This is a genomic window from Bacteroidales bacterium (assembly GCA_029210725.1).
In the GTDB taxonomy this organism is placed as follows: Bacteria; Bacteroidota; Bacteroidia; order Bacteroidales.
Genome location: JARGFM010000022.1, coordinates 20,409 through 32,161, shown reverse-complemented (window position 1 = coordinate 32,161; position 11,753 = coordinate 20,409). Strand labels below are relative to the sequence as shown.

At 49.8% G+C, this 11,753-nt stretch carries 11 protein-coding genes; 4 read left to right on the top strand and 7 right to left on the bottom strand.

Features of this window, described 5'->3' with window-relative positions:
* Window positions 1–2 precede the first annotated feature (2 nt).
* Genes P1P86_12295 through P1P86_12285 form a run of 3 tightly spaced genes read left to right on the top strand, consistent with a single transcriptional unit; the run spans window position 3 to window position 2,090 of the window.
* Window positions 3–770, top strand: a complete 768-nt coding sequence (locus tag P1P86_12295; GenBank protein MDF1575958.1) for a 3'-5' exonuclease — start codon at window positions 3–5, stop codon at window positions 768–770.
* A 4-nt stretch (window positions 771–774) separates the two neighbouring features.
* On the top strand, window positions 775–1,386 hold the full coding sequence (locus tag P1P86_12290) for a fumarylacetoacetate hydrolase family protein (GenBank protein ID MDF1575957.1): 612 nt from the start codon (window positions 775–777) through the stop codon (window positions 1,384–1,386).
* Entirely contained in the window at window positions 1,386–2,090 is a 705-nt protein-coding gene (locus P1P86_12285; protein MDF1575956.1) for an MBL fold metallo-hydrolase, read from the top strand. Before P1P86_12290 ends, P1P86_12285 begins: the two co-directional genes overlap by 1 nt.
* On the opposite strand, the gene P1P86_12280 is transcribed toward P1P86_12285, so the two are convergent.
* From P1P86_12280 to P1P86_12250, 7 genes are all read right to left on the bottom strand, one after another.
* Window positions 2,087–3,358: a S28 family serine protease gene (locus P1P86_12280; protein ID MDF1575955.1), complete on the bottom strand. Its 1,272-nt coding sequence runs from the start codon at window positions 3,356–3,358 to the stop codon at window positions 2,087–2,089. The two genes, P1P86_12285 and P1P86_12280, sit on opposite strands and share 4 nt — an antisense overlap.
* Window positions 3,359–3,373: 15 nt before the next feature.
* A complete protein-coding gene (locus tag P1P86_12275; protein ID MDF1575954.1) occupies window positions 3,374–5,137 on the bottom strand; it encodes a M14 family zinc carboxypeptidase in 1,764 nt (587 codons plus the stop codon).
* Window positions 5,112–5,942, bottom strand: a complete 831-nt coding sequence (locus P1P86_12270) for an HD domain-containing protein (GenBank protein MDF1575953.1) — start codon at window positions 5,940–5,942, stop codon at window positions 5,112–5,114. Before P1P86_12270 ends, P1P86_12275 begins: the two co-directional genes overlap by 26 nt.
* Before the next feature lie 6 nt (window positions 5,943–5,948).
* Window positions 5,949–7,379 carry a pyruvate kinase gene (gene pyk, locus P1P86_12265; protein MDF1575952.1) on the bottom strand — a complete coding sequence of 477 codons (1,431 nt, stop codon included), beginning with the start codon at window positions 7,377–7,379 and terminating at the stop codon, window positions 5,949–5,951.
* Window positions 7,380–7,542: 163 nt separating this feature from the next.
* Entirely contained in the window at window positions 7,543–8,085 is a 543-nt protein-coding gene (gene trxA / locus P1P86_12260) for a thioredoxin (protein MDF1575951.1), read from the bottom strand.
* 41 nt (window positions 8,086–8,126) lie between these two features.
* Entirely contained in the window at window positions 8,127–8,489 is a 363-nt protein-coding gene (gene trxA / locus P1P86_12255) for a thioredoxin (GenBank protein MDF1575950.1), read from the bottom strand.
* Window positions 8,490–8,580: 91 nt separating this feature from the next.
* The gene (locus P1P86_12250) at window positions 8,581–9,249 is read right to left on the bottom strand and encodes a DUF2461 domain-containing protein (GenBank protein MDF1575949.1); all 669 of its coding nucleotides are present in this window, start codon (window positions 9,247–9,249) and stop codon (window positions 8,581–8,583) included.
* A gap of 118 nt (window positions 9,250–9,367) precedes the next feature.
* Here P1P86_12250 and P1P86_12245 point away from each other — a divergent pair, with 118 nt between their 5' ends.
* Window positions 9,368–11,707 (top strand): PAS domain S-box protein, encoded by a 2,340-nt coding sequence (locus P1P86_12245; protein MDF1575948.1) that lies wholly within the window; start codon window positions 9,368–9,370, stop codon window positions 11,705–11,707.
* The last annotated feature ends 46 nt before the right edge of the window (window positions 11,708–11,753 follow it).

Here is an 11,753-nt window from a genome sequence, read left to right as displayed (position 1 = left end):
GCATGAGGTTGAAACTGAAGAATCCAATCATTTTTTTCGATCTCGAGACCACCGGAATTAATATCGCCTCTGACAGAATCGTTGAGATCTCTTATCTGAAGGTGGACCTCCATGGCAATGAAAGCTCCAAAACCTTTCGTGTGAATCCCGGGATACCCATTCCCGAGAAGGTGACAGCCATTCATGGAATATCGGATGAGGATGTGAAAGATGCACCGGCCTTTAACGAAGTGGCCAAAAGCCTGGCCAGGGATTTTGAAGGCTGTGACCTGGGCGGATATAACTCTGTGAAGTTTGATATACCCGTTCTGGCGGAGGAGTTCCTGAGAGCAGGCGTGGATATTGACCTGAAGAGGAGGAAATTTGTGGACGTGCAGGTGATCTTTATGAAAATGGAACCCCGTACGCTCTCCGCTGCCTACAAGTTCTTTCTGAACAAGGAGTTGAACAACGCTCATTCTGCAGAGGCCGATACCAGGGCCACCTATGAAGTGTTGCAGGCTCAGCTGGACCGCTATCCAAATCTGGAGAACGACATCGGGAAGCTGGCGGAATTCTCCGCCCACAACCGCAATGTGGATTTTGCCGGGAGGATTGTATTAAATGAGGAGGATGTGGAGGTTTTTAATTTCGGGAAGCACAAAGGCAAGCCTGTAAGTGAAGTACTGGAGAAGGATCCGGGCTACTATGGCTGGATGATGAACGGGGATTTTCCTCTCTATACAAAAAAGGTGCTGACCAGCATCAAGCTGGGCTCCATTAAGAAATAGCCTCATGAAGATCATTTGCATTGGAAGGAACTATGTGGCTCACGCCAGGGAGCTGAACAATGAAGTCCCTGAAAATCCGGTCTTTTTTATGAAACCCGACTCTGCCCTGGTCACCGGCAACCGTCCGTTTTTCTATCCCGGGTTTTCGAAGGAGGTGCATCACGAGCTTGAGGTAGTGATCCGGATCAACAGGTTGGGCAGAAGCATTGAGGAAGCTTATGCCGCACGTTATTTTAATGAAGTTGCCCTGGGAGTTGACTTTACTGCACGTGATCTGCAGGCAGAACAGAAAAAGAAGGGCCTTCCCTGGGAAATAGCCAAGGGCTTTGATTATTCGGCTCCCGTCAGTGAATTTTTACCTGTGGAGAAGTTCGGCGATCTGCACAAGCTTTCCTTCAGGCTCGATATCAATGGGAAGATGGTCCAGGAAGGATCCACCTCCCTGATGATCTTTAGTTTTGAGAAGATCATTGCCTATGTATCCCGTTTTATGACTCTGAAGACCGGCGATCTGATCTTTACCGGTACTCCGGCAGGGGTGGGGCCCGTAGCCATCAACGATCGGCTCGAAGCCTACCTGGAGGGTGAAAAACTGATGGATTTTCCTGTAAAATAATGTCCGGAAAAAGCTATAAAGTTCACCGGATCGGACTGGTGAATGTCTCCTGCTACCTGATTTACAGGCCCGGTGAGGCTATCCTGGCAGATTGCGGGAATGCCGGTTCGGAGGTCAAAATCCTGGAAGCCCTCAGGGGACTGGGTCTGGAGCCGGAAATGCTCAAATTATTGGTGCTGACTCATTCTCATTTCGATCATGCAGGGTCGGCCGGGATGCTGAAGGAGCTGACCGGCTGCAAAATAGTGGTCCATCGCTCCGAGAGTGAACGTCTCTCCTGGGGGTATTCGCCCATTCCGCCGGGAACCCGATGGAAGGCCAGGTTGCTGGTGGGATTGGGGAGGATTTTTGCCAGGAAACTGATGAAATTCCCGGGTGTTGATCCCGATCTTCTGGCGGATGAGCAATTTGACCTGGGGGATTACGGCTTTCCCGGCAGGGTGCTGCACACTCCCGGTCATACCCCGGGATCCATGATCTTACTGATGGAGAATGGGGAGTTGATCAGTGGGGATACCCTGTTCGGACTGGCCAATAAACTGCACTTTCCTCCCTTTGCCGAGGATCCGGGTGCACTGGTCCGGAGCTGGAAGCTGATCCGGAACCTTCCGGTGAAGAGCATCTATCCGGCCCACGGCCGTCCCTTCTCCTTTGATAAATTCCTGGAGGAGTATGATACGGCCATAGCCAGGTACGGAAGTTAATCAAGGAAAGTTTCCAGGGTGGCGTAGACCTTTTTCCTCTGTTCTTCCGGCATATTGTTGATCCTGGTCCGGTGCGATCCCCCCTCCTTTACAAAAATCCTGGAGTTGGTCTGGCCGGTGGAAGTGACGGCTGTAGCCGACCAGGTGTCGTATTCCCCGTAGATAAAGATGAAGTCATCCGCCTCCTGGCTGAGGTATTCCTGAAGTTTATAAGACAACTCCTTTTTGAATGAAAGCTCCACGTTTTCAGGAATGGTGAAGGTAAAGACCGGATTATCGACATGTTTCAGGTACTTTTTGAAAGCTTCCAGATCATAGCCGTAGTAACCCATTTCCGTGAGAGCCTGGTAAAAGAAGGGCCTGTTTTCAATGATAAACTGGTCGGAAAAGTAGTCGAATCCGGCTACGCGGTTCATGTGTTCAATGACCCTCTCAGGCGAAGCCTGCCTGCCGGGAATTTTACCGGAAGGAACATAGCCCCATTGCCAGAATGCAAAGGAGTACTCCAGCACACAATACTCGTAAGCTTTTTCCACACCGCCGGCCAGCTCATAGCTATATCCCTTGTCTTCAGAGAAGGATCTGAAAGCTTCCAGATATTCCTCCTGCCTTTTCAGGGCCATCTTCTGGAATTTCATCACCTTCCTGCGCTCCCCGGCACTCCCCACCTGGTCCAGGAAGGAGTAGATACGCTTATCTTCAAGTCCGAAATTCAGGGGAGCCACATAGGGTACCCTTACATCCACATCTCCGGGGTAATAGAAGCTATGGTACATGACGGTCTGTCCCCCTTTGCTGATCCCTGTGGAGATCCATGGTCCGGGATAGAGCTCTCTGAACATACCAACGATCCGGTGGTGATCCGAGGCCGCCTGCCAGGTATCCAGATACTCCCACTGAATGCTGTCGGGTACGCTCTCCCCGAAATAGCGGTGTTCGATCATCAGCTGGTTGCAGCTGAGCTGAGCGGTGATTTCGGAGGTGTAGTAGTATTTTGCATCATATCCTGCAGTCACCATGACCACCGGTCTGGAGGGATCCACATGAGAGATATAGACCCGTTGCCAGAAAGTTTCCCCGTCGGGCCGGTGGTGATCCAGGGGCTGTTCGATCATTAGCTCCAGTATACGTTCAAAGCCCGATTCATTCTGAATGGTCCGGACCTCCCTGACCTCTTTCCTGTTCAGGAATTCGTCCAGGCTGATGGCCGCAAGGCCCTGTAATACAACAAGAACCAGAAGGGCCCAGGTAAGGAATAGCTTTTTCATAGGCTCATTATCAGATTAGTGACTCATGCGGTATACGGGATAGCGCAGATAGGTGGATTCCGACCAGGGGGAGTGTTCATAAATAAAGCGGAGCTGGCTATGGGCATTTTTGGCAAACTCAGGATCTTCATCCTGTCTCCTTTTAAATTCCTTTTTTAAAAGGGGATCACTCTTCAGCAGCTCCCCGGCGGTCTCTTCAAAGATATAGGGGGAGAAGTACTCATTTCTGGAGAGGATCTCATCAAAAAAGTTCCAGCTGAAGAAGGAGTCATAAGCCCGGGGTTCCAGCGTCTGAACCAGGTACTCGACAGCCTCCTGTCGGGCCGGAATGATCCAGTCGCCCGAAAACAGCTGCACCTCGCCGGTAAGGGTCCTGGTCTCCACATCGTAATGGCGGTAATGCCCGTTATAGGCATGATCCAGGGTTTTATACTTGTCGATGTAATAGATTTCCAGCTCCATGAGGCTGTCCCTCTCCAGTTGCTCCATCTTCACCCCGTTAAGCTGAAGGCGCTTGACCACTTCTCTCCATGCAGAGGGGAGAATATAATAGTCCGGTACCGGGACCGTGATCAGGGGACTGAAGTACTTATAATAGGGGATCACCTTTTCCCAGGGATCGTTTCTGTCGAAGTAATAGTTATTTTGTCCTGTTACTTTGCTTTTTCTCTGCTTCACCGCATATCCGCTGAAGTGAACCGGGTCGGCCCTGGAGCTATCGAGCTGCCACTGCAGGGTAAACTCCCTGCGGTTCAGCTTCTCTTTCCATGCCTCTCTTTTTACCCGGGCCAGATCTTTTCCGTATATCCCGCTGAAGCGCAGGGTTTCTCTTAAGAGGTGCCAGGTGGAAAGAACCCGGTCTTCGAAGGACTTAAACATATGGGTTTCCACGGTGAAAGCGAAGGTATTGAAGAGGCTGACGTAGCCCGAGGTGAACCTGGGATAGTCCATGAATGCAATGATCCCCTCGTCGGGTGTACGATTGAAGCTCCAGACGTAGGGGCTCATCAGGTAGGGGGACCGGGCCATCCCTTCGTAGAGAAAGGGTAGTAGCGTCGAATTCAGGAACCCGGCCTGGGACGGTTCATGGCGCTGACTGTGGCTGTTGATTAGAGTGATGGTGTAGGGATAGTCGGAGCCATTGGAAGTATGGGTATCCACAAAAATATCCGGATCCCAGCTTCTGAGCAAGGCGACCAGCGATTGGGTGTTCCTGGAGTCGAGCTTGATAAAATCGCGGTTCAGATCCAGGTTTCGGGCGTTGCCCCTGAATCCGTGCTCCACCGGTCCGTTCTGGTTGGCCCGGTGGTAAGATCCGCGGTTGAGGGCACCCCCCACGTTAAACAGGGGAACAATGGCCACAGCGGTATGATCGAGGTAATGTGCACAGCTGTCGGCACCCGACAGCAGATCGCCGGCCAGTTTCAGGCTGGCATCCACACCGCAGGGCTCACCCGCGTGGATCCCGTTGTTGATAAAGAGGATATTCCTTCCGGATTCCCGTATTTTTTCCGGCGAGAAAGTCCGGCTGCGGTCGATGACAAAGAGATGAAGGGCTTTGCCTGCATCACTTAATCCCACCTGAAGCAGGCGGGCATCCTCATATTGCTCGTCCAGCCATTCATACATATCTATGGCCTCCTGCCAGGTGACCGTCTCGTTGTTTTTATACCTCAGTTCGACCTGGGCAGCGGCCGGAATGAAGATTCCGTTCAGCACGAGGGAGAATGCTGCCAGATGGTGAAAAATATATTTATAGGCGTGCCTGTTCCAGTTCATCGTTCAGTTTTCTAAAATAGTCCTTTAGCTCCGGATATCTATGGCTGTGCCCTGCATTATTCGCTTCGCCGCGGCGGATACAGTTAATCACCCCCAGGGGTCCTGATTGTACGGATTCCGGTTCCGGAGTCTTATGGAGCTGCAGATTATATTGTTCATAGAAATGGCGCAGTTCCTTATACTGCGGCCGGAAGCGCTCAAGCACCCGGCTGCAAAGCCGGCAGGAAAGCTTAAGATTTTCAAATCTGGCAAAGGCATTCCGGAGGACCCTGATGCCAAGCTCTTCCATTGGAATACCGCGTTTGAGGTAAATTTCAGCATAACGATAAATCCCGATAGTACCCATAGCTTCCAGGTCATCAGCCACGGACAGAATCTCCAGGATCCCGGGTGGCGACTCCGTGGTGAAAGAGTTATATATCTGCACTTTTTTCCGGTCATGCAGTTCAATGGCTCGCAGGATTTCCTCAAATCGTTCCGGTTTTGTTCTGCCGGTTTCTCTGAACCAGGACTGGCAAAGTCCGCTCCCCCCTTTGCCATGATCTTCGCGGGTGGAGTGCACCATCCCCAGATCGTGGAAGAGTGCAGCAATCAATACCCCTTCCACCAGTGATTGGTCTGTGCCGGAGTTAAATGTGGCGATCTCCCCAAGCAGAGATTTGCAGAGGTTCCAGACTCTTATATGATGGGTGTGATCGTGAGAAGGAAGGTCGCTGTTCCGAAAAAGGGCCTTTGCATGCTTGTACAAATTTTCCAGCCATCCGGCTTCGGCCATATCCATCCATATTTTCAGCTCAGGATTCAAATATGATCAGCTTACCCGGGTCAGCTTCAACATATTGGTCTTTCCCTTCTCCATAATTGGAATGCTGCCCACATGGACAACCAGGTCCCCTTTCTTTAACAGGTTCTGACTGATCAGGAACTCTTCGGTATACTCTATATATTCGTTAATGTGATTGCATTTTCCGAAATAGAAGGCCCTGACGCCCCAGACCAGGGACATGTCATTGATCAGATCCTGGTTCATGGTAAAGGTAAAAATGGGCGCTTTAGGCCTGTGTGAACTGATCCGGATGGCAGTAAACCCGGAGTAGGTAAGACTGACAATGGCTGCAGCATTTACCTGCTCGGCAAGTTGCACCGCAGAGTAGCAGATGGAGTCGGCCAGATAGTTCTTCGCTGACGGTATGGAGCGATGCTCCTTGTAATAGATGTACTCTTCGGTTTCGGTGGAGTCAATAATCATCTGCATGCTCCTGATGGTCTCAACCGGGTATTTGCCCACTGATGTTTCGCCGCTTAGCATGACCGAATCGGCTCCGTCCAGAACAGCATTGGCCACGTCATTGGCTTCGGCCCTGGTGGGAGAGGGATTGTTTACCATGCTCTCCATCATTTGTGTGGCCACGATCACCGGCTTGGATTTCTCTATGCATCTTTTGATGATATTCTTCTGGATCAGGGGCACCTTATGGAAATCGACCTCCACCCCCAGGTCGCCCCGGGCCACCATCACAGCATCGGATGCCTCTATAATAGCATCAAGCTCATTCAGGGCTTCCGGTTTTTCAATTTTTGCGATGATCCTCGCATTAGAGGGGTGTTCGTCTATGATCTTCCGGAGATCCCTGATATCTTTCTCTTTTCTTACAAAGGAGAGTGCAATCCAGTCGACCTGGTTATCCAGCAGGAATTTTGCATCCCTGATATCCTTTTCGGTCAGACTGGGCTGGGAGATCCTGGTGTGCGGCAGATTCACACCCTTATTGCTGGAGAGAGGCCCGCCGGAAATAACTCTGGTTGTAACGGTGTCTGTCAGGTTGCTTGCACTTACTTCAAAAATCAGTTTCCCGTCATCCACCAGAATTTTATCCCCCCGGGAGACATCGGCCGGCAGGTGACCGTAGCTCAGGTAGGCTTTCTCTCTGGTGCCCGTGCAGGGAGTGGTCACAAAGGAGAATTCCTGTCCGTCCTCCAGCAGCACCTCATCATTTTCCATCATCCCTATCCGTAATTTGGGCCCCTGGAGATCGCCCAGAAGGGCCACGCTGGAGCCCAGCTCCTTATTGAGCTCCTGGACGAACCTGATCGTTTTTAGATGTTCGTCGTGCGTGTCGTGCGACAGGTTTATTCGCAGTACATCCACGCCTTCGTGGATCATTTTTTCCAGAATCTCCTTGTTCCTTGTTCTGGGTCCGATGGTGGCAATAACTTTGGTGTGGGATCTTTCGTGTCGCATCATTGGGTCTTTGGAAACAAAGGTATTCTTAATGGATTGAATCAGGAAATTTACTTTCTATAAATCGTCACTTTTATTTCAACCCGGTATCAATGAAAAGAGGCTGCCTCATATGAGACTGCCTCTTGTCAACTTTCAGACTATGTACCTAAACTACTATTTTCTAGCTGCTGGTTTTGCCAAGCAAGAGCTCATCAATCATCTGCTTGAACATGGCTTTTGTCTCCTCATCGGTCTGGGCAATCCCGTTGCTCATAGTGGGCTTGCCATCCTGCGGGACAAAAAGGAAGGCGGGGATGCTCCGGATTCCAAAAACTGCTGCCAGTTCCTGCTCTTTCTCAGTATCTACTTTATAAATGTGTATCTGACCTTCATACTCTTTGGCCAGCTCCTCAAGGATCGGGGCTGCTTTACGGCAGGGGCCACACCAGTCGGCGTAAAAATCGATCAGGGCGGGCATGTTCCCTTCGTAGACCCATTCGCTCTGGTTTTTTTCGTAATTCATTACTTTCTCCAGAAAATCCTGTTTGGTCAGGTAAACCGGTTTCCCGGATGCCTGGGACTGGTTGTCCCCTGCTTGTACAGCAGGCGCATTTACCACCGGAACTGCGGCCTGGCCGGTATTCTCCAGCGATGTGGCTGAACCATTGGTGCAGGATATGCTCAGGAATGCTGCTGCAGTAAGGCTTAATATGATTTTTTTCATAATTGTTTCTTTTTTGCCGGCATGATCTGCCGGGGGTTATATTACTGGGTTACACTTAAAACTTCAGAGATGGCCTGCTTGAAAGTCTCTTTTGGAAGGGCTCCCATGGCCATCTGAGGCTGACCCTCTTTGGGTATGAAAAGCAGGGAGGGGATACTCTGGATCCCGAATACGGATGAAAGTTCACGCTGCTCCTCGGTATTTACTTTGAAAATATCAAGCTTGTCGCCATACTCCTCTTTCAGTTCTTCCAGGATGGGTGCAACCACCTTACAGGGCTGGCACCAGTCGGCATAGAAATCGATAATGGCAGGAGTGCTACCTTCGAATTTCCATTCCTTATTGGTTTCGTAATTGAAAATCTTTTCTTTAAAAGTCTCGTTTGTTAAATGTTCCAGTTTCATGTTGTATGTTTTTTTGTTATATGCACTCTTTGTTTGATTCTGTCGCAAAAATAAAGGGAAACTTACACTCCCACTGTAACTTTAGTCACACTCACTGATTTCCTGTAAAGGACATGGCATGGTTCAGGTAGCTGACCAGCGGAAAGAGCCCCTTGTAATCTTCAACAAGCCTGCCGGAAAAACCTGCTTTCCGGATGACCTCATCCCCGTAATTTCTGGACCATATGTAGTGTTTGTATTTTAATTCCTCCAGGTGAATAAAATCTTTGGGGACACCGGCCGGACCTTTTTTAAGCCTGTCCTCCATTCCTCCCCGTTCATAGTATTCTTTCATTTCGGTAGTTCGGAGCAACTTCAGATAGGGTTCCGGATTGAACAGGATCTCCTGCCGGATGAGTTTAAGCTGCTCGCCCGGAGGCATCCAGACCCCTGCAGCCATAAAACTTTTTCCCGGCTCCAGGTGAAAATAGTACCCGGCATCTGTCGATTTGCGTCCCCCTTTGGCCATCCAGCAACCGAAATGTGTCTTATATGGAAGCTTGTCCCTGGAGAACCGCACATCTTTATAGATTCTGAAGATGGTGTCTTTGGGTAACAGGTTTCCCACCGAAGGATCAAATTTTGTAATTCCGCTTAACAGTTCGCCGGCAAAATTCCTGAAAATCTCCAGCGACTCCTGGTAGCGCTGCTTGTTGGCATTAAACCAATCGCGGTTGTTGTTTTCGCTAAGCTCCCCGATGAAGCTGAGAACGGATTGCATAAAAGAAAGTTTAAAAGTATGAACAGCAGAAGGGGTAGAAAGTTCAAAGGCTTGCAGCAGCTCAGTCGGACATCTCGACAGAATTAGTATCTTTAGATTAGTACAGCTCTTAAAATACATGGCAGGCAATCATACAGAGGTACCCGGGGAGCTTCTATCCCCTTCACAGGAGTTCCAGGCAGCATCGGACAGTGTGGGCCTGTACTGGTGGCACTGGGATTATAAAAGCAGAAGGATCCGGATGAGTGATGGACTGGCCCGTATCCTTGGTCTGGCGCATCACCCAGAAGGATATGATCCGGATTCCATCTATCAGAATGTGCATCCCGAGGATGCGCAGCGGAACAAGGTTTTATTAGAGCATCTTTATGGCGGTAAAGATGATCTCTACGAAATAGAATACCGGATAAAAGATAAGACCGGGAAGTGGCGGTGGTATTATAACAGAGGGAGCATTGTTCAGAAAAGCGAGGCGGGCAAACCTTTGGTTATAGGCGGCATATCCATGGATATTTCCGGTCAGTTCAGGCGCCTTCTCTCCATGGTCGAGGAGAAGGAGAAGTTCGAATTCATTGTCAGGCATTCCAATGAAGCCATCGTTATTATTGAATTGGCTGAAGGAAAAGCAGGAGTGGTGCTGGATGCCAATAAAGCCGCCCTGGATTTGTTTAATAAGGGGCCGGAGGTCTTCGGCAGGCCTTTACCGGATAACATCCTGCAGGATAAAGTGATCGGCAGGGGGGGGGCGCTGATGAAAGACATCGTGGAGAAAGGATTTAGCAGGGTGGAGCAGAAAGTAAAACTGGACGACGGAAAAGATCTGTGGCTGGAATTTACTTTACATGCCTTTACCCTGACCGGCGAAAACCTGATGATTGCCCTGATTAAAGACAAGACTTCGGGAAAGAGGACCGAGGCAGCTCTCCGGGAAAGTGAAAAGCTGTACCGGGTCCTTTTTGAGGCTGCAGAAGACTCCATCGGGCTTTTTACCCGGGACCGTAAGATTATTCTTATGAATTCGGCCATGCATGAGGTGATTGGATATACCAAGGAGGAGTACGAGGCACTTACTATGATGGATATTGTCCATCCGGATGACAAAGAACTCCTGGGAAGGATGGAGCAAAAACTTCACCAGGAAGGAGCGGTGGCTGTTGATTTCCGCGCTCAGCATAAGGAGGGTTATTTTCTTCATATGTCCTCCAGGAATGTGCTTATAAAGGGTGAACAGAGGGATGATGACCTGATTTTAACGATTATTCGTGACGTTTCCGGCTTAAAAAAGGCCATGGAGGAACTGAAGCAGGCAAAAGAAAGAGCGGAAGAGAGCGATCAGCTGAAATCTGCCTTCCTGGCCAATATGTCCCATGAGATCAGAACTCCCATGAATTCTATCATCGGATTTTCCAATCTCCTGAATCAGTCAGATCTGGAGGAACCATTGCGGGAGCTTTATGTGCACCGGATAATCACTAATTCGAAGATGCTGCTGACCCTGATCTCCGATATCATAGACCTGGCAAAAATTGAGAGCGGTCAGCTCCGTATTATTTATGGAAGGCTCAGGGTATCTGAGCTGATTTCGGATCTGGAGCAGTATGCGCATAATGAAGTTTTGCGGCTGAAAAAAGAGGATATCGGGGTAGTGACGGCTATGGAATCGAAAGATCTTGAAATGGAGATGGATGTGATCCGGATTGCCCAGGTAATGAAAAACCTGATAAATAATGCCATTAAATTTACAGATAAGGGAAGTATAGAGATTGCTTGTGTGAAAGGGGATTCAGACCGGACGGTTCGTTTTTATGTCAGAGACACCGGAATCGGCATTGCGCCTGAGCATTTTGAGCTTATCTTCGATCAATTCCGACAGATTGACGGATCCAATACCAGGAAATATGGAGGAACCGGGCTGGGACTGGCCATTTGTAAGAATCTTGTCCGTTTAATGGGTGGCCGGATCTGGGTGGAGTCGGAAATGGGCGGAGGGGCTCTTTTCCAGGTGGAACTCCCACTTAAATCCTCTGAAACGGATCCGCTGGCCGGAAAAGAACCGGACAGAATTGCGGACAAAGGCTTAAGCGGGAGGAAAGCTGCGATCCTGGCGGTAGACGATGAACCAGATACTCTCGAGCTGTACAGTGCCCTTCTTACCCAGATGGGTCATCATGTCACGGTTGCCGAAACCGGATATGAAGCCCTCCGGATTCTGGAGCTGTTTCCTTTGCCCGACCTGGTCCTGATGGATGTCTCCATGCCGGTGATGAGCGGGACAGATACGCTGAAGCTGATCAGGGGGCGATATCCGGATTTAAAGGTTGTTGCACAATCGGCCCATGCCTTAAGAGGCGACCGGGAGCGTTTCCTCGGAGAAGGGTACGACGACTATCTTTCCAAACCGTTTACAGCCGCGCAGCTGGAACAGGTCCTTTTGAATCTCGCTGATAAGCAGGTCTGAAGTAAGAGGTTTTCCCCTTTTCAAATAATTGTTACTTTTATTCCTT

Bases quoted from the DNA above. Each gene is read 5' to 3' on its own strand.
- trxA (MDF1575951.1), bottom strand. From the start codon at position 8,085: ATGAAAAAAATCATATTAAGCCTTACTGCAGCAGCATTCCTGAGCATA.
- P1P86_12245 (MDF1575948.1), top strand. From the start codon at position 9,368: ATGGCAGGCAATCATACAGAGGTACCCGGGGAGCTTCTATCCCCTTCA.
- P1P86_12280 (MDF1575955.1), bottom strand. From the start codon at position 3,358: ATGAAAAAGCTATTCCTTACCTGGGCCCTTCTGGTTCTTGTTGTATTA.
- P1P86_12250 (MDF1575949.1), bottom strand. From the start codon at position 9,249: ATGCAATCCGTTCTCAGCTTCATCGGGGAGCTTAGCGAAAACAACAAC.
- P1P86_12290 (MDF1575957.1), top strand. From the start codon at position 775: ATGAAGATCATTTGCATTGGAAGGAACTATGTGGCTCACGCCAGGGAG.
- trxA (MDF1575950.1), bottom strand. From the start codon at position 8,489: ATGAAACTGGAACATTTAACAAACGAGACTTTTAAAGAAAAGATTTTC.
- P1P86_12285 (MDF1575956.1), top strand. From the start codon at position 1,386: ATGTCCGGAAAAAGCTATAAAGTTCACCGGATCGGACTGGTGAATGTC.
- P1P86_12275 (MDF1575954.1), bottom strand. From the start codon at position 5,137: ATGAACTGGAACAGGCACGCCTATAAATATATTTTTCACCATCTGGCA.
- P1P86_12295 (MDF1575958.1), top strand. From the start codon at position 3: ATGAGGTTGAAACTGAAGAATCCAATCATTTTTTTCGATCTCGAGACC.
- pyk (MDF1575952.1), bottom strand. From the start codon at position 7,379: ATGCGACACGAAAGATCCCACACCAAAGTTATTGCCACCATCGGACCC.